Origin of the sequence: Aeromonas sp. WP2-W18-CRE-05 (assembly GCF_014168615.1) — a bacterium.
In the GTDB taxonomy this organism is placed as follows: domain Bacteria; phylum Pseudomonadota; class Gammaproteobacteria; order Enterobacterales; family Aeromonadaceae; genus Aeromonas; species Aeromonas caviae.
Genome location: NZ_AP021917.1, coordinates 2336553 through 2353954 on the forward strand (window position 1 = coordinate 2336553; position 17402 = coordinate 2353954).

The 17402-nt window shown below is 61.0% G+C and carries 14 protein-coding genes; 9 read left to right on the forward strand and 5 right to left on the reverse strand.

What is annotated here, in order from left to right; translation table 11 throughout:
• Window positions 1–22: 22 nt before the first annotated feature.
• The 3 genes from H7R73_RS10955 to lolE are packed head-to-tail and all read left to right on the forward strand — an operon-like array spanning window position 23 to window position 3238.
• The gene (locus H7R73_RS10955; RefSeq protein ID WP_103260034.1) at window positions 23–1258 is read left to right on the forward strand and encodes a lipoprotein-releasing ABC transporter permease subunit; all 1236 of its coding nucleotides are present in this window, start codon (window positions 23–25) and stop codon (window positions 1256–1258) included.
• Between the two features lie 40 nt (window positions 1259–1298).
• Window positions 1299–1997, forward strand: a complete 699-nt coding sequence (lolD, locus tag H7R73_RS10960; protein WP_010674567.1) for a lipoprotein-releasing ABC transporter ATP-binding protein LolD — start codon at window positions 1299–1301, stop codon at window positions 1995–1997.
• A complete protein-coding gene (lolE, locus tag H7R73_RS10965) occupies window positions 1997–3238 on the forward strand; it encodes a lipoprotein-releasing ABC transporter permease subunit LolE (protein ID WP_039039045.1) in 1242 nt (413 codons plus the stop codon). The genes lolD and lolE overlap by 1 nt, the downstream gene beginning before the upstream one ends.
• Window positions 3239–3368: 130 nt before the next feature.
• On the opposite strand, the gene yfbR is transcribed toward lolE, so the two are convergent.
• Together yfbR and H7R73_RS10975 are read right to left on the reverse strand one after the other, a co-directional pair.
• Entirely contained in the window at window positions 3369–3959 is a 591-nt protein-coding gene (yfbR, locus tag H7R73_RS10970) for a 5'-deoxynucleotidase (RefSeq protein WP_010674569.1), read from the reverse strand.
• Window positions 3960–4043: 84 nt separating this feature from the next.
• Window positions 4044–4478, reverse strand: coding sequence for a YccF domain-containing protein (locus H7R73_RS10975; protein ID WP_039039046.1), 435 nt, complete (start codon window positions 4476–4478; stop codon window positions 4044–4046).
• A gap of 430 nt (window positions 4479–4908) precedes the next feature.
• Between H7R73_RS10975 and tig the strand changes: the two genes are divergently transcribed.
• The 6 genes from tig (at window position 4909) to ppiD (ending at window position 13344) form a co-directional block, all read left to right on the forward strand.
• On the forward strand, window positions 4909–6219 hold the full coding sequence (gene tig / locus H7R73_RS10980; protein ID WP_010674572.1) for a trigger factor: 1311 nt from the start codon (window positions 4909–4911) through the stop codon (window positions 6217–6219).
• An 86-nt stretch (window positions 6220–6305) separates the two neighbouring features.
• Window positions 6306–6929: an ATP-dependent Clp endopeptidase proteolytic subunit ClpP gene (clpP, locus tag H7R73_RS10985; RefSeq protein WP_005324106.1), complete on the forward strand. Its 624-nt coding sequence runs from the start codon at window positions 6306–6308 to the stop codon at window positions 6927–6929.
• Between the two features lie 70 nt (window positions 6930–6999).
• A complete protein-coding gene (clpX, locus tag H7R73_RS10990) occupies window positions 7000–8274 on the forward strand; it encodes an ATP-dependent protease ATP-binding subunit ClpX (RefSeq protein WP_010674573.1) in 1275 nt (424 codons plus the stop codon).
• Window positions 8275–8413: 139 nt separating this feature from the next.
• Entirely contained in the window at window positions 8414–10768 is a 2355-nt protein-coding gene (gene lon, locus H7R73_RS10995) for an endopeptidase La (protein WP_041215258.1), read from the forward strand.
• A gap of 240 nt (window positions 10769–11008) precedes the next feature.
• Window positions 11009–11281 (forward strand): nucleoid-associated protein HU-beta, encoded by a 273-nt coding sequence (gene hupB / locus H7R73_RS11000; protein WP_005315375.1) that lies wholly within the window; start codon window positions 11009–11011, stop codon window positions 11279–11281.
• A gap of 149 nt (window positions 11282–11430) precedes the next feature.
• Window positions 11431–13344, forward strand: coding sequence for a peptidylprolyl isomerase (ppiD, locus tag H7R73_RS11005; protein ID WP_042016078.1), 1914 nt, complete (start codon window positions 11431–11433; stop codon window positions 13342–13344).
• A 283-nt stretch (window positions 13345–13627) separates the two neighbouring features.
• Here the strand turns inward: ppiD and H7R73_RS11010 are convergent, their stop codons facing one another.
• The 3 genes from H7R73_RS11010 to H7R73_RS11020 form a co-directional block, all read right to left on the reverse strand.
• Window positions 13628–15220, reverse strand: a complete 1593-nt coding sequence (locus H7R73_RS11010; RefSeq protein ID WP_041215256.1) for an ABC-F family ATPase — start codon at window positions 15218–15220, stop codon at window positions 13628–13630.
• 210 nt (window positions 15221–15430) lie between these two features.
• Window positions 15431–17086: a cation acetate symporter gene (locus tag H7R73_RS11015; protein WP_039039048.1), complete on the reverse strand. Its 1656-nt coding sequence runs from the start codon at window positions 17084–17086 to the stop codon at window positions 15431–15433.
• Window positions 17083–17394: a DUF485 domain-containing protein gene (locus H7R73_RS11020; RefSeq protein WP_042016077.1), complete on the reverse strand. Its 312-nt coding sequence runs from the start codon at window positions 17392–17394 to the stop codon at window positions 17083–17085. The genes H7R73_RS11015 and H7R73_RS11020 overlap by 4 nt, the downstream gene beginning before the upstream one ends.
• Window positions 17395–17402: the final 8 nt, after the last annotated feature.

Sequence of the window (17402 nt, forward strand, 5' to 3'; positions counted from 1 at the left end):
TTCGTTGGCAACGTAGATATCCTTGAAGACCGGACTTTTTCAGCCACTGTCGCTGGCCATCGGCCTGCGTTATGCAGGCTCGCGACGCAGTAACCGCTTCGTCTCCTTTATCTCCCTGTTCTCCACCTTTGGCATCGCCATCGGGGTCGCCGCCCTGATGGTGGTGATCTCGGTGATGAACGGGTTCGAAGGCCAGCTCAAGGGGCGCATCCTCGGGGTGATCCCCCATGTGGTGGTGACCAATCAGGCCGGACGCATCGAGGCCGAGCCCGAAGGTCTGCCCGAGCTGGCCCGCTTGCCCCACGTGGTGGCCACGGCCCCCATGCTCGATAGCGAAGGCATGCTGCAAAGCCCGGGTCAGCTCACCGGCGTGAGCGTGCAGGGGATCGATCCCGCCCGCTGGCCCGAGGATGACATCCTGCACGCCCAGATGCTGGGAGGGCGCCTTGACAGCCTGCAGGCCGGTGAATACCACATCGTGCTGGGGCAGGGGGTGGCCAGCCGCCTCAAGGTCTCCATCGGCGACCAGGTGCGTCTCATCCTGACCGAAGGTACCCGCTTTACCCCCTTTGGCCGGGTGCCGGCCCAGCGTCTTTTCACCGTCTCCGGCATCTTCGGGGTCGGCGCCGACGTGGACAGCCAGGTGGCCCTGATTGCCCTGGGGGATGCCCAGCGCATGCTGCGCCTGCCCGCAGACAAGGTGGGCGGCATTCGCCTCTGGCTGGACGATCCTTTCGCCGCCGACGAGGTGGTGAAGACCGCGTTGCCGGACGGGCTGGAGTGGCAGGACTGGCGCCGCGAGCGCGGCGAGCTGTTCCAGGCGGTGGCCATGGAAAAACGGATGATGGGGCTGATGCTGGTGCTGATCATCGCGGTCGCCACCTTCAACATCCTCTCCGCCCTGGTGATGGTGGTCACCGACAAGGAAGGCGAGGTGGCCATCCTGCGTACCATGGGCATGAGCGAATCCGGCATCGTCAAGATCTTCATGGTGCTGGGGGCGTCGAGCGGCGTCATCGGCGCCCTGTTCGGGGGGCTGGCGGGGCTGGCGCTCTGCTTTGGCCTCAATCCTCTGCTCAATGCCCTTGGGCTCAACCTCTATATGGCGGCGGGGGGCAGCGGTCTGCCGGTCATCGTCGAGCCGGCCCAGGTGATGACCATCCTGCTGGGTGCAGTGCTGCTGAGTTTCAGTGCCACCCTCTACCCGGCCTCCCGCGCGGCCCGGGTCAAACCGGCGGAGGCGCTGCGTTATGAATAATTCATCTTCTGTTGTTACTGGTGCAAGTGGAGCCCCCGTTATGAATCAATCCGTCTCCTGCGAGCCGCTGCTGCGCTGCCAGGCCCTCAATCATGTCTACAAAGAGGGCAATCTGGAGACCCAGGTACTCAAGGGGATCGAGCTGGACGTCGCCCCCGGGGAGATGCTGGCGGTGGTGGGGAGCTCGGGCTCCGGCAAGACCACCCTGCTGCACCTGATGGGGGCGCTGGACAACCCTTCCAGCGGCGCCGTGCTGTTCAAGGGGCAGGACATCCATGGCTGGGACAGTCGCACCCAGGCGAGGTTTCGCAACCAGGAGCTGGGCTTCGTTTACCAGTTCCACCACCTGCTCTCGGAATTCAGCGCGCTGGAAAATGCGGCCATGCCGCTGCTGATCGCCGGTGAGTCGGTGGCCAGCGCCACCGAGAAGGCGAGCAAGATGCTGGGGCGGGTGGGGCTCTCCCACCGTCTCAACCACAGACCGTCCGAGCTCTCCGGTGGCGAGCGCCAGCGGGTGGCCATCGCCCGAGCCCTGGTCAACGAACCCAGCCTGGTGCTGGCGGACGAGCCCACCGGCAACCTGGATCACGCCAGCGCCACCGCCGTCTATGAGCTGCTCTGCGAGCTTAACCGCGAGCTTGGCACCGCGTTCGTGGTGGTGACCCATGACTTGAGCCTGGCCGCCAAGCTCCACCGCCGGGTCACCCTGGTGAGCGGCATCATGGCGGAGGTCGCCTGATGTTCAAGCCGCTGCCCCTGTTCCTGGGCCTGCGTTACAGCCGCTCCCGCCGTCGCAACGGCTTCATCGCCTTTATCTCGGCCTCCTCCCTCATCGGCATCGCCCTCGGGGTGATGGCCCTCATTCTTGGCCTCTCCGCCATGAACGGGTTCGAGCGGGAGCTCAAGAACCGGGTGCTCTCCGTGGTCCCCCACGGCGAGCTCATCGGCATGGAAGCGCCGCTGCCTGACTGGCCGAGGCTCAGGGACTATCTGCTGGCCCAGCCCGGGGTGGAGGCGGCTGCCCCCGTCATTCGCCTGGACGGCCTGCTGGAGCACGGCTCCGCCCTCAAGGGGGTCCAGCTGCGTGCGGTGCTGCCGGAGCTGGAAGCCAATCTCTCCGATGCGGGCAACTTCATGACGGGTCGGGGCCTTCGCGAGCTGCAGGCGGGGGAACACGGGGTCATCCTCGGCAAGATCATCGCCGACAAGCTGGGGGTCAAGACAGGGGACACCGTCACCCTGCTGCTGCCCCAGGCGGGGGATGCCGCCGGCATCAAGAACCCGAAACGGGAGGCGCTCACCGTGGTGGGGCTGCTCGAGATCGGTGGCCAGCTCGACGGCCTGCTCGGCTTCATGCACCTGGCGGACGCCCAGGCCATCACCGGCATGGGCAGCGCAGTGGAGGGGTTCAGCCTCAAGGTGAGCGACGTGCTCAAGGCCCAGTCCATCACGGTGGCGGCGGCCCAGAAATTCCCGCACTACGTCTATATCAGCAGCTGGATGAGCCGTCAGGGTTATCTCTATCAGGACATCCAGATGGTGCGCACCGTGATGTACGTGGTGATGCTGATGGTGGTGGCGGTGGCCTGCTTCAACATCGTCTCCACCCTGGTGATGGCGGTGAACGAGAAGCGCAGCGAGATCGCCATCTTGAAGACCATGGGGGCGAGCCCGGGCCAGATCCGGCTTACCTTCGTCATCCAGGGGATGGTGAACGGGGTGGCGGGAGCCTTGCTCGGCGCCCTGCTTGGCGGTCTGCTCTCCAGCAAGCTGACCCAGATCCTGAGCGCCATCGAAGGGGTGATCGGGCACCGTTTCCTGAATCCCGACATCTACTTCATCGACTTCCTGCCGACCGAGCTGCACATGCAGGACTTGCTCATCGTGACCGGCGCCGCCATCCTGATGAGCCTGGTGGCGACCCTCTATCCTGCCTGGCGGGCGAGCGGCCTGGTGCCGTCCCGGGAACTGGGGCATTGATGCCCATGGATGTGATAAAGGGCCCTGCGGGGCCCTTTTTATTGTCACTCTTTTGTGGGGAAACCCCCGACGTGGCGGTTATCGGGGCAATACGCAGGAGGAGATGATGCCCGGTGCCGTGTTGATGGCATCAATGGGCATTCAACTCATCGAGAGGCAGTGAAAAACTCCCCACGAAGACATCGATGAAGTAGCGCATGGCGGGGTTCATCCTGGCGTCCAGCATCTGCTCGAGGCGCTTTCGCGCGGGCTCGAACTCCCGGTTGCCGACGCTCAGCTCCTCCAGACACTTGGTGTAGGCGCAGAGGGTGTCTGCATCCTTCACCAGGCTGGTGAGGGCCTCGTCCTGGGCGCCGGAGTCGAGCAGGGGGCGAAAGTCCTCTACCAGCTCAGGCGGCAACATGCCCAGCAGGCGCTGCTCGGCGGCAAGCTCAATCTTCTTGTATTCGCGGGCGATTTCGGGATTGAAGTACTTGACCGGGGTGGGCAGATCCCCGGTCAGCACCTCGCTGCTGTCGTGGTAGAGGGCCATGACGGCGGCCCGGTCGGCATCCACCTGGGCGCCGAACAGGCGATTGCTGATAAGGCCGAGGGCGTGGGCCACCATGGCGACCTGCAAGCTGTGCTCGGCGATGTTTTCGGGCTGGATGTTGCGCATCAGGGGCCAGCGGTAGATGAGGCGCATACGGGCGAGGTTGGCAAAAAAATGGCTGGGCAGCATGGAAGACCTCGAATGGGGCAATGAAAAAGGGCAGACCCTAGTCTGCCCTTTTTTCCACCCGCAAGGATAGCCTGAGATGGGCCCTCAGCGGATGTAGCGGCCCGATTCGGCCTCGTGGTTGGTCACTATCATCTGGCCGATGGGGGCCAGGCTGATGAGGGCCAGCTTGAGGTGCTGGATGCCGAACGGGATGCCGACGATGGTGACGAAACAGGCCAGCGCCGAGGCAATGTGGCCGATGGCCAGCCAGACCCCGATGAGCACAAACCAGAGAATGTTGCCAATCAGCCCCAGGGCGCCGGTGCCGATGTCGCTCTGGCCCGTCATGCTCTTGCGGCTCACCGCCTGCTTGCCAAACGGGAAGAAGGTGAAGGTGCCGATGACGAAGCAGGCGCGTCCCCAGGGGATCCCGATGAGGGAGACGAAGCAGAGCAGCCCCGCCAGCCACCAGGCCAGCCCCATGAAGACGCCTCCCAGCACGAACCAGAGCAGATTGAACAAGAAGCGGAAAAAGGACATGTGGGTGACTCCAGCAGCACGTGAATTGGCTGTCACCATAGCGAGCCCGGCCGGGGGACGCAATGGCACAGGCGAGAAGGTGGACAATTTGGGTCGCAGCACGCCATTTTTGTGCCCGATTGGCGGCGGATGGCGATCAAAATGGCCCGTTTACCGTGAAAAAGAGTGAGCCAGTGCAAATTATTGCGGATGGAATGCTTGAACTCGGTGCAAGGCTTCCCCATATAGGAGAAAGTCTTGCGCAAATTGTGCTGTCTGTGCCCCGGAGGGGGGATGTGCGGCTCGACGCGACCACTGCACGCCGCTATAATGTCGCGTCATATTTTCTCATCACAAAGACAGTCGTTGTCTTTATAAACAGGAAGACTCCGGGCTTGCCCGGGGGCAATAAAGGGTCAGCACGCAGTGCTGAGTTGAACGAGGTAAAAGAATGCAAGTTTCTGTAGAGACAACCCAGGGTCTGGAACGCCGTCTTACCATCACTGTACCGGCCGCTACCGTTGACGCCGCCGTGCGCAAAGAATTGAATGGCCTGGCCAAAACCCGTCGCATCGACGGTTTCCGTCCTGGCAAGGCTCCGGTTGCCATCATCAAGAAGATGTTCGGTGCCATGGCTCACGCCCGCGTTGCCGATGAAATGATGCAGAACAACTTCATCAAGGCCATCATCGAGAACAAACTGAGCCCGGCTGGCGCCCCGACCATGGATCCGAAAGAGATCAAAGAAGGTCAGGATTTCGAATTCACCGCCACTTTCGAAGTGTATCCGGAGTTCGAAGTTGCCGGTCTGGAGAGCATCAAGGTCGAGAAGCCGGTTGCCACCGTGAAGGACAGCGACCTGGAAAACATGATCGACACCCTGCGCAAGCAGCACGCCACCTGGACTGAAGCCGCTGTGGCTGCCGCCAATGGCATGCGTGTGACCATGGACTTCGTCGGTTCCATCGACGGTGAAGAGTTCGACGGTGGCAAGGCTGAAGGCTTCACTCTGGAACTGGGCGCTGGCCGCATGATCCCGGGCTTCGAAGACGCCATCCTGGGCAAGAAAGCGGGCGACGAGTTCACCATCGAGGTGACTTTCCCGGCTGACTACCACGCCGAAGCCCTGAAGGGCAAGGCTGCCAAGTTTGCCTCCAAGCTGCACAAGGTTGAAGAGCAGGTGCTGCCCGAGCTGACCGAAGAGTTCGTCAAGCGTTTCGGCATCGAGAGCGGCAGCGTTGAAGAGCTGAAGGCAGAAGTGCGCAAGAACATGGAGCGCGAACTGGCCCAGGCCCTGAAAAACAGCGTGAAAGAGCAGGTACTGAACGGCCTGGTTGAAGCCAACCAGATCGATCTGCCGAAGGCTGCCGTTGCCCAGGAAATCGACACCCTGCGTCAGCAGGCTCTGCAGCGCTTCGGTGGCTTCCAGGGCGGCAACGCCCCCGAGCTGCCGGCCGAGCTGTTCCAGGCCCAGGCCGAGCGCCGTGTCCGCGTTGGTCTGCTGCTGGGTGACGTCATCCGCACCAACGAGATCAAGGCTGACGACGCCCGTGTGACCAGCATCATCGAGTCCATGGCCACTGCCTACGAAGATCCGAAAGAAGTGATCGAGTACTATCAGCAGAACGAGCAGATGCTGAACGGCGTGCGCAACCTGGCCATTGAAGATCAAGCTATCGATCTGATCCTGTCCAAGGCGCAAGTCACCGAGAAAGAAGTTGCCTTCGACGAAGTGATCAACAAGTCTGGTGCCGCTGCCTAAGAACATTTGACTTAAGGTCAAAACTGTTAAGTATAATGGCTCGTGTGATCTCCACTCGGGCCATTTTATTTTAGGGACAATGCCTTATGTACAAGAACTATAACGATGTGACTGAATCCCCACGCAATGCGCTCATCCCGATGGTGGTAGAGCAAACCGCGAAAGGGGAGCGTTCCTACGACATCTATTCCCGTCTGCTGAAAGAGCGGGTGATCTTCCTGACCGGTCAGGTTGAGGATCACATGGCGAACCTGGTGGTGGCCCAACTGCTGTTCCTGGAGTCCGAGAATCCGGATCAGGACATCAGCATCTACATCAACTCGCCGGGTGGCGCCGTCACTGCGGGTATGTCCATCTATGACACCATGCAGTTCATCAAGCCGGACGTGAGCACCGTCTGCATGGGGCAGGCCTGCTCCATGGGGGCCTTCCTGCTGGCCGGTGGCGCCAAGGGCAAGCGTTTCTGCCTGCCCAATGCCCGAGTGATGATCCACCAGCCGCTGGGCGGCTTCCAGGGACAGGCTTCTGACATCCAGATCCATGCCCAGGAGATCCTGAAAATCAAGAATACCCTGAACGATCGTCTGGCGTTCCATACCGGTCAGGACATGGCCACCATCGAGCGCGACACCGACCGTGACAACTTCATGTCCGCCGAGCAGGCCGTTGCCTATGGTCTGGTTGACGGCATCCTGAGCCAGCGCGGCTGAGCAGGGTACCCCGTCCTGTTGTAAACTCAGCAGGACGATCCATCCTCTATTGATAAAACGAGGTCGCTGAATGACAGAGAAACGCAAGGGTGAGGGCGACAAGCTGCTGTATTGCTCTTTCTGCGGCAAAAGCCAGCATGAAGTGCGCAAGCTGATCGCTGGCCCTTCCGTCTACGTATGTGATGAGTGTGTCGAGCTGTGCAACGACATCATCCGCGAGGAGATCCGCGAGATCTCTCCCAAGCGCGATGGTAGCGAGCTGCCGACCCCTCATGAAATCCGCGCCCATCTGGACGACTACGTGATCGGTCAGGAGTACGCCAAGAAGGTGCTGGCAGTGGCTGTCTACAACCACTACAAGCGTCTTCGCAGCGGCAGCGAGTCCGGTGGCGTGGAGCTGGGCAAATCCAACATCCTGCTGATTGGCCCCACCGGCAGCGGCAAGACTCTGCTGGCCGAGACCCTGGCTCGTCTGCTGGATGTGCCCTTCACCATGGCCGATGCCACCACCCTGACCGAAGCCGGTTACGTGGGCGAGGACGTGGAGAACATCATCCAGAAGTTGCTGCAAAAGTGCGACTACGACGTGGAGAAGGCCCAGCGCGGTATCGTCTACATCGACGAGATCGACAAGATCTCCCGCAAGTCGGACAACCCCTCCATCACCCGCGACGTCTCCGGGGAAGGGGTGCAGCAGGCACTGCTGAAACTGATCGAAGGCACCATCGCCTCCGTGCCGCCCCAGGGCGGTCGCAAGCACCCGCAGCAGGAGTTTTTGCAGGTCGACACCTCCAAGATCCTCTTCATCTGTGGTGGTGCCTTCGCGGGGCTGGACAAGGTGATCGAGCAGCGCTCCGTCAAGGGCACCGGCATCGGTTTTGGCGCCGAGGTGAAATCCAAGAATGCCAAGGCAACCCTGAGCGAGAATTTTGCCAAGGTGGAGCCGGAAGATCTCATCAAGTACGGTCTCATCCCCGAGTTCATCGGTCGTCTGCCGGTGGTCGCGACCCTGACCGAGCTTGACGAGGCTGCCCTCATCCAGATCCTGAAAGAGCCGAAAAACGCGCTGACCAAGCAGTATGCCGCGCTGTTCGCCCTGGAAGAGGTGGAGCTGGAGTTTCGTGATGACGCGCTCAATGCCATTGCCCGCAAGGCCATGGAGCGCAAAACCGGTGCCCGGGGTCTGCGTTCCATTGTCGAGGCCGTGCTGCTCGACACCATGTATGACCTGCCCTCCCTGAAAGGGGTCAGCAAGGTGGTGATCGACGAGACGGTGATCAAGGGAGACTCCGCGCCCCTGATGATCTACGACAATCCCGAGACTCAGGCCGCAGCCTCAGAGTAACTGTCTGATTTTTAATCACATAAAGGGGCTTTTTGCCCCTTTCATGCTTTTTACGGCCAAGGCGATTGAATCTCATCTTTGCGCCCCCATATACTCAGCCAAGCCTTTGCCAACGGTATAACAAGCCGAGAGGACATATATGAACCTAGAGCGTTCAGAACGCATCGAGATTCCCGTCCTGCCTCTTCGTGACGTGGTGGTCTATCCCCACATGGTCATTCCACTCTTTGTGGGGCGGGAAAAATCCATTCGCTGTCTGGAAGCGGCCATGGAGCAGGACAAGAAAGTCCTGCTGGTGGCCCAGAAGGATGCGTCGACTGACGAACCGACGGTGGAGGAAATTTTCTCCGTCGGGACAGTGGCCAATATTCTGCAGATGCTCAAGCTGCCGGACGGCACCGTCAAGGTGCTGGTGGAGGGGGGCCAGCGTGCCCGCCTTGAGCGGATGATCGACGATCGCGACTTCTTTGTCGGGGAGGCACAGTACATCGCGTCCGCCCCCATCGAGGAGAAGGATCAGGACGTGCTGGTGCGCTCTGCCATCGGCCAGTTCGAAGGTTACATCAAGCTCAACAAGAAGATCCCGCCCGAGGTACTCACCTCGATTTCGGCGATTGACGATGCGGCGCGCCTGGCCGATACCATGGCTGCCCACATGCCGCTCAAGCTCGAAGACAAGCAGAAGGTGCTGGAAATCGCCTCCGTGTCCGAGCGCATCGAGTTTCTGATGGCCATGATGGAGTCGGAGATCGACCTGTTGCAGGTCGAGAAGCGCATCCGCTCCCGGGTCAAGAAGCAGATGGAGAAGAGCCAGCGGGAGTATTACCTCAACGAGCAGATGAAGGCCATCCAGAAAGAGCTGGGTGAGCTGGAAGACAGCCCGGATGAATTCGAAGCCCTCAATCGCAAGATTGAAGAGGCCGGGATGCCGGAGGATGCCCGCGAGAAGGCCCAGGCCGAGCTCGCCAAGCTCAAGATGATGTCCCCCATGTCGGCGGAAGCCACCGTGGTGCGCAGCTATGTGGACTGGATGGTGCAGGTGCCCTGGAAGACCCGCTCCAAGGTCAAGAAAGACCTGGGCAAGGCCCAGGAGGTGCTGGATGCGGATCACTATGGCCTGGACAAGGTCAAGGATCGCATCCTCGAATACCTGGCAGTGCAGGCGCGTGTGAACAAGCTCAAGGGCCCCATCCTCTGCCTGGTCGGGCCTCCTGGGGTGGGCAAGACCTCCCTGGGCCAGTCCATCGCCAAGGCCACCGGCCGCAAGTATGTGCGCATGGCCCTGGGTGGGGTGCGTGACGAGGCGGAGATCCGCGGTCACCGCCGTACCTACATCGGCTCCATGCCCGGCAAGCTCATTCAGAAGATGGCGAAAGTCGGCGTGAAGAACCCGCTGTTCCTGCTCGACGAAATCGACAAGATGAGCTCGGACATGCGTGGCGATCCCGCTTCCGCCCTGCTGGAGGTGCTGGATCCCGAGCAGAACAGCAGCTTCAACGATCACTATCTGGAAGTGGATTATGACCTGTCGGACGTGATGTTCGTGGCCACCTCCAACTCCATGAATATCCCGGGTCCGCTGCTGGACCGGATGGAAGTGATCCGTCTGTCCGGTTACACCGAGGACGAGAAGCTCAACATTGCCAAGCAGCACCTGGTGGCCAAGCAGATCCAGCGCAACGGCCTGAAGCCTTCCGAGATCACCATCGAGGATTCGGCGCTGATCGGGGTGATCCGCTACTACACCCGCGAGGCGGGTGTGCGCAGCCTGGAGCGTGAAATCTCCAAAATCTGTCGCAAGGCAGTCAAACGCATCCTGCTGGACAAGAGCATCAAGCATGTTCAGGTCAACCAGGAGAACCTCAAGGAGTTCCTGGGGGTACAGCGCTTTGACTATGGCAAGGCCACCGACCAGAACCAGATTGGTCAGGTGTGCGGGCTGGCGTGGACCGAAGTGGGGGGCGATCTGCTCACCATCGAGACCACCAACATGCCAGGCAAGGGCAAGCTCACTTACACCGGTTCCCTCGGTGACGTGATGCAGGAGTCCATCCAGGCGGCCATGACGGTGGTGCGTGCCCGCGCCGAGAAGCTACGTATCAACGGCGACTTCTACGAGAAGCGCGACATCCACGTGCACGTGCCGGAAGGGGCGACCCCGAAAGACGGCCCGAGCGCCGGTATCGCCATGTGTACCGCCCTGGTCTCCAGCCTCACCGGCAACCCGGTGCGCGCCGACGTGGCCATGACGGGTGAAATCACCCTGCGTGGCGAGGTGTTGCCCATCGGTGGTCTCAAGGAGAAACTGCTGGCGGCCCACCGTGGTGGCATCAAGCGTGTGCTGATCCCGAAAGAGAACGAACGTGACCTCGAGGAGATCCCGGCCAACGTCAAACAAGATCTTGAAATCTATCCGGTTCGCTGGATTGATGAGGTGCTTGCACTGGCGTTGCAGGACAATCCGCAAGGTTTCGAACGCGTTTCTGTCGTGTAAATGTTGATGCGCCGCAAATTTGGCGCATTCGGGGGGTGGTTAAGGCTTGCATGCACCGGACAACGGAAGTAGCCTTGACCACCGATCGGGTACTCATGATGAGTCGCAATGCGTGATGTGGCGCGGGTTTGCGCCAGATTGTCACTTGCAACTGATCAGGAGGCTTGTTATAAAACCTCCACTTGTTGTGGCCAGGGAAATCAGCGCCGCAGCGATGTTCGATAAAAGGGGAATATAAGAGTGAATAAATCTCAACTGATTGACAAGATTGCAGACGGTGCTGATATCTCCAAAGCTGCCGCTGGTCGTGCGCTGGATGCCTTCATCGATGCCGTGGGCGAAGCCCTGAAAGAGGGTGACCAGGTTGCTCTGGTTGGTTTCGGTACTTTCGCCGTTCGCGAGCGTGCAGCCCGTTCCGGCCGCAACCCGCAAACTGGTGCGACTATCGAAATCGCTGCCGGTAAAGTTCCTGCCTTCAAAGCCGGCAAGGCCCTGAAAGACGCGGTCAACTAAGCCGGTCGCTGATATCTATCGGCACCGTCCTTGGTCTCTGACCAGACAAGTGAGAGGGCTCTCCCTCATACTGCTTGACCAAGGCGCATCGCAATCGGTGCGCCTTTTCATTATTTACGCCCATCGAGTTCGGGAGCATAAGTACAAACATGATGTTGGATAAACTACGCGAAGGGGCGCAGGGCAAGGTAGCCAAGGTTATCTTGGGCCTGATCATCCTCTCCTTTGCCTTGGCCGGCGTAGGCAGCTACCTCAATGGCCCGGCACGTACCGCCCCCGCCACCGTCAACGGCAATGACATCAGTGCCCCCGCACTGGAGAATGCCTACCGCAATGAGCGGGCCCGCATGGAATCCCAAATGGGTGAGGCCTTCAACCAGCTGGCCGCCAATCCCGATTACATGAAACAGTTCCGCCGTGGCGTGCTGGACCGTCTGATCGATCAGGCGCTGATCGATGACAAGGCCCGCTCCCTGGGTCTGCGCGTCAGCGATGAGCAGATCAAGCAGGCCATCGTCGCCATGCCCGAGTTTGCCGAGAACGGCAAGTTCAGCAATGACCGCTACCTACAGCTCATTCGCCGTGCCGGCATGACCCCCGAGATGTTCCGCGACTCCCTGCGCCAGGACATGGTGCGCCAGCAATTGATGGGCGCCGTGCTGGGATCGGAGTTCGCCCTCAAGGGTGAGGCCGAGCAACTGGATCGTCTCTACAACCAGACCCGTGACCTGCGCCTGATCCGTCTGGCCGCTTCCGCCTATGTGGACGGGATCGAGGTGAGCGATGCCGAGGTGGAGCAGTTCTACAAGGCCAACAGCGCTCGCTTCATGAACGACGAGACGGTCAAGGTCGACTATCTACTGCTCGATGCCGCGAACCTTGGCAAGAACATCAAGGTCACCGAGCAAGATGCCCAGGATTACTACGACCAGCATCAGGATCTGTTCCAGCGTCCCGAGCGCCGTCAGGTGGCGCACATCCTGATCCCGTTTGGCAAGGATGAAAAGGCCGCCGAGCAGAAAGCCGAGGCCGTGCTGGCCAAGGCCAAGGCGGGTGACGATTTCGCCGCGCTGGCCAAGGCCGACTCCTCCGATACCTTCTCTGCGAAGAAGGGCGGGGAGCTCGACTGGTTCGAGAAAGGGGTGATGGATCCTGCCTTCGAGAAAGCCGCGTTCGCGCTGGCCAAGGCCGGCGATCTCTCCGCCGTGGTGAAGAGCCCGTTCGGCTTCCACATCATCAAGCTGCTGGGAGTCGAGCCTGCCAAGACCAAGCCCTTCGTGGACGTGATGAGCGATACCATCGCCCGTCTGCAATCTGAGAAGGCCAAGGAGCAGTTCTTCGCCGAACAGCAGAAGATGGCCGACAGCAGCTTCGAGAACCCGGACTCCCTGGACTTGACCGCCGAAGCCATGGGCCTCCAGGTGCAGTCCACCGGCTATTTCAGCCAGGCCGATGCGCCGGCACCGCTCAATGATCCCAAGGTGCTCTCCGTGGCGTTCTCCGAACAGCTGCGCGATGACAATACCAACTCCGACGTGATCGAGCTGGCCGACGGCAAGGCGCTGGTGCTGCACATCATGGGTCACCAGCCGAAGGCGGCCAAGCCGCTTGCCGAGGTGAAAGAGCAGGTGATCACCGCCATCAAGCACGACAAGGCCAGTGAAGTGGCCCGTGGCAAGGCCCAGGGTCTGCTGGACAAGCTCAAGGCCGGTGAGAACGTTCAGGCCGACCTGACCGCGCTGGGTCTGAAAGTGGATACCCATACCGGCGTATCCCGTTTCGCCCAGGAGATGGATCAGAACCTGGTGACCCAGGCGTTCCGCATGCCCCATCCGACCGATGGCAAGCCGAGCGTCGAGCTGGTGACCGAAGCCAACGGTGATCGTGTGGTGGTGGCGCTGGACAAGGTCAACGTCATCAAGGAGCCGTCCCAGATGGTGAGCCTGCTGCAAGGTCAGCTGGGTCAGGGCAAGGCACAGGCCGACTACAAGTCGCTGATCGACGAGCTGCGCAAGGCGGCCAAGATCGAATACTTCACCGACGTGGAAGCCACTGTCGAGTAAGTCAGCCTCACGGCCCCAAGTGTGAAAACGGCTCCATGATGGAGCCGTTTTTTTGTGCCATCAACAGCCCGGCAGAGCGGGCGGGCGCAGGAGGGAAGGGGCCAGGCACGGGCTTGTGCTACCTATCCTGGCTGGGGATGAACGGGACAGGTGTATGACAGCGCGCTGTACTCTTGCTCTCCTTATCCCCAATCCTTCTCTTGCTGTGGGGCGTGATAAAGGAGGCATAAAAAAACCGGCGCACGAGGCGCCGGTTCTGATCGCTTTGCTTGAAGGCGGGGGATTACACCACACCCTGGGTGCGCAGGTAATCCTCGTAGGTGCCGCCGAAGTCGCGGATGCCGTCTTCGGTCAGCTCCAGGATGCGGGTCGCCAGGGAGGAGACGAACTCGCGGTCGTGGGAGACGAAGATCAGGGTGCCCTTGTACATCTCCAGCGCCAGGTTCAAGGATTCGATGGATTCCATGTCCAGGTGGTTGGTCGGTTCATCCATGATCAGGATGTTGGGGCGCTGCATCATCAGCTTGCCGAACAGCATCCGGCCCTGTTCACCACCGGAAAGCACCTTGACCGGCTTCTTGATGTCGTCCTGGGAGAAGAGCAGACGGCCCAGCACGGAGCGCACCGCCTGCTCGTCTTCGTTCTCCTGCTTCCATTGGGCCATCCAGTCGAACACATTGAGATCGGTGTCGAAATCTTCGGCGTGATCCTGGGCGTAGTAGCCGATTTGGGCGTTCTCGGACCACTTGATGGTGCCGGTATCCGGTGCCAGGGCACCGACCAGCGTCTTGATCAGGGTGGACTTACCGATCCCGTTGGTACCCAGGATGGCGACCTTCTCGCCCACTTCCAGCATCATGTTGAGCCCCTTGAACAGGGGACCATCGCCATAACCCTTGGAGACGCCTTCGATTTCCAGGATGTTGCGGTAGAGCTTCTTCTCCTGCTCGAAGCGGATGAAGGGGTTCTGACGGCTGGAGACCTTCACTTCCTCAATCTTGATCTTGTCGATCTGCTTGAGGCGGGAGGTAGCCTGGCTGGATTTTGAGGCGTTGGCGCTGAAGCGGGAGACGAAGGATTGCAGATCGGCGATCTGGGCCTTCTTCTTGGCGTTGTCGGCCAGCAGGCGCTCGCGGGCCTGGGTGGCAGCCAGCATGTACTCGTCGTAGTTGCCCGGGTAGACCCGCAGCTCGCCGTAGTCCAGATCCGCCATGTGGGTGCAGACGGAGTTCAGGAAGTGACGGTCGTGAGAGATGATGATCATGGTGCTTTCACGATCGTTGAGCACCTGCTCCAGCCAGCGAATGGTGTTGATGTCCAGGTTGTTGGTCGGTTCGTCCAGCAACAGGATGTCGGGGTTGGAGAAGAGCGCCTGCGCCAGCAGTACCCGCAGTTTCCAGCCCGGGGCCACTTCGCTCATCGGGCCGTTGTGCTGCTCGATGGGAATACCGGCACCCAGCAGCAGTTCGCCTGCGCGGGATTCGGCGGTGTAGCCATCATATTCGGCGACCAGGCCTTCCAGCTCGGCGGCCTTCATGTAGTCGTCGTCGGTGGCTTCCAGGTTGGCGTAGATGGCATCGCGTTCGGCGATGGCGGCCCACAGCTCGGTGTGGCCCATCATGACCACGTCCAGTACGCGCATCTCTTCGTAGGCGAACTGATCCTGGCGCAGCTTACCGATGCGCTCGTTGACATCCAGGCTCACATTGCCGCCGGTGGGTTCGAGATCGCCGCCGAGGATCTTCATGAAGGTGGACTTGCCACAGCCGTTGGCACCGATGAGGCCGTAGCGGTTGCCGCCGCCAAACTTGACGCTGATGTTCTCAAACAGCGGCTTGGCGCCGAACTGCATGGTGATGTTGTTGCTTGAAAGCACTGGAATGTCCCGGTTGGTCTGTCAAATGGCGCGCATTATGGCACAGATCCCCTGAAAGTTTTAGCAGGAACTGTGATCTGGCCCCATTGCAGGGGGGAAGATTTCACGACCAGGCCGGCAACGGGCTCCGGCCTCTCTTGCAGAGAGGAGGCGAAGGGGCGGTCATGAAAAAAGCCGGCACTGGGCCGGCTTGGATGCGTGGGATGCCACTTAGTGGGCGGAGGCGCCGGAGGCACCGAGCCCGGTCTGGGAGCGGACGAACTGCGGGAAGAACTTGGCATGCTCGTCGGAGGCTGCCTGGGACTTGTCGGTGACCGAGAAGAACCAGATCCCGATGAAGGCCAGCCCCATGGAGAAGAGCGCCGGGTATTCGTAGGGGAAGATGGCCTGGGCATGACCCAGTACTTTCACCCAGACGGTGGGGCCCAGGATCATCAGGGTCACGGCGCTGATGAGACCGAGCCAGCCGCCATAGACGGCGCCACGGGTGGTCAGGCGGGACCAGAACATGGAGAGGAAGAGCACCGGGAAGTTGCAGCTCGCCGCGATGGAGAAGGCCAGGCCCACCATGAAGGCGATGTTCTGCTTCTCGAACAGGATGCCAAGGCCGATGGCGACCACGCCCAGCACCAGGGTGGTCATCTTGGAGACGCGCAGCTCGTCGGCCTCGTTGGCCTTGCCTTCCTTGATGACGCAGGCATAGAGGTCGTGAGAGACCGCGGAGGCCCCCGCCAGGGTCAGCCCGGCCACGACCGCCAGTATGGTGGCAAACGCCACGGCGGAGATGAAGCCCAGGAACAGGCTGCCGCCCACCGCATCGGCCAGATGGACCGCCGCCATGTTGGTGCCCCCCAGCAGGGCGCCGGTGGCGTCCTTGAAGTCCGGGTTGGTGCTGACCAGCAGGATGGCGCCAAAGCCGATGATGAAGGTGAGGATGTAGAAGTAGCCGATGAAGCCGGTGGCGTAGAACACCGATTTACGGGCTTCCTTGGCATCGCTCACGGTGAAGAAGCGCATCAGGATGTGGGGCAGACCAGCGGTACCGAACATCAGGGCCAGCCCAAGGGAGATGGCGGAGATGGGGTCGGCGACCAGGCCGCCCGGGCTCATGATGGCCGCACCATTGGCATGCACCTTGACCGCTTCGCTGAACAGGGTCCCGACGTCGAAGTTGACGGACTTCATCACCATGATGGCCATGAAGGAGGCACCGGAGAGCAGCATCACCGCCTTGATGATCTGTACCCAGGTGGTGGCTAGCATGCCGCCGAACAGCACGTAGAGCACCATCAGGATGCCGACCAGCACCACGGCCACGTGGTATTGGAGGCCGAACAGCAGCTCGATGAGCTTGCCGGCACCGACCATCTGGGCGATGAGGTAGAGGGCGACCACCACCAGGGAGCCGCTGGCGGAGAGGCTGCGCACCGAGGTCTGCTTGAGGCGGTAGGAGGCCACGTCGGCAAAGGTGTACTTGCCGAGGTTGCGCAGCCGCTCCGCGATCAGGAACAGGATGATGGGCCAGCCCACCAGGAAGCCGATGGAGTAGATGAGACCGTCGTAGCCCGAGGTATAGACCAGGGCGGAGATGCCGAGGAAGGAGGCGGCGGACATGTAGTCACCGGCGATGGCCAGACCGTTCTGGAAGCCGGTGATGCGCCCGCCGGCGGCGTAGTAGTCGGAAGCCGAGCGGTTGCGCTTGGAGGCCCAGTAGGTGATGAACAGGGTGGCGGCCACGAAGACCACGAACATCACGATGGCCGAGATATTGAGGGGTTGGCGTTGCACCTCGCCGCTGATGGCGTCGGCCGCCAGCAAGGGGGTGGAGATCAGACCTGCCAGCGGCAGCAGAAACTTGCCTTTCATGATTGCGCTCCCTTGAGGATCTTCTGGTTCAGCTCGTCGAACTCGCCGTTGGCACGAAATACGTAGATACCGGTCAGCACGAAGGCCGATACGATGAGGCCAATCCCGACCGGGATGCCACGGGTGATGCTGGAGCCTTCGCTCAAGGGGGTGCCAAGCCAGCCAGGTGCAAAGGCGATGAGCAGGATGAACGCCAGGTAGAGCCCCAGCATCAGGATGGAGAGGGCCCAGGCGAAGCGCTGGCGTTTGGCGACCAGTGCCTGGAAGTTGGGATCTTGCTGGATCCGAAGATACGGTTGCTGTTCCATTGCAGTTC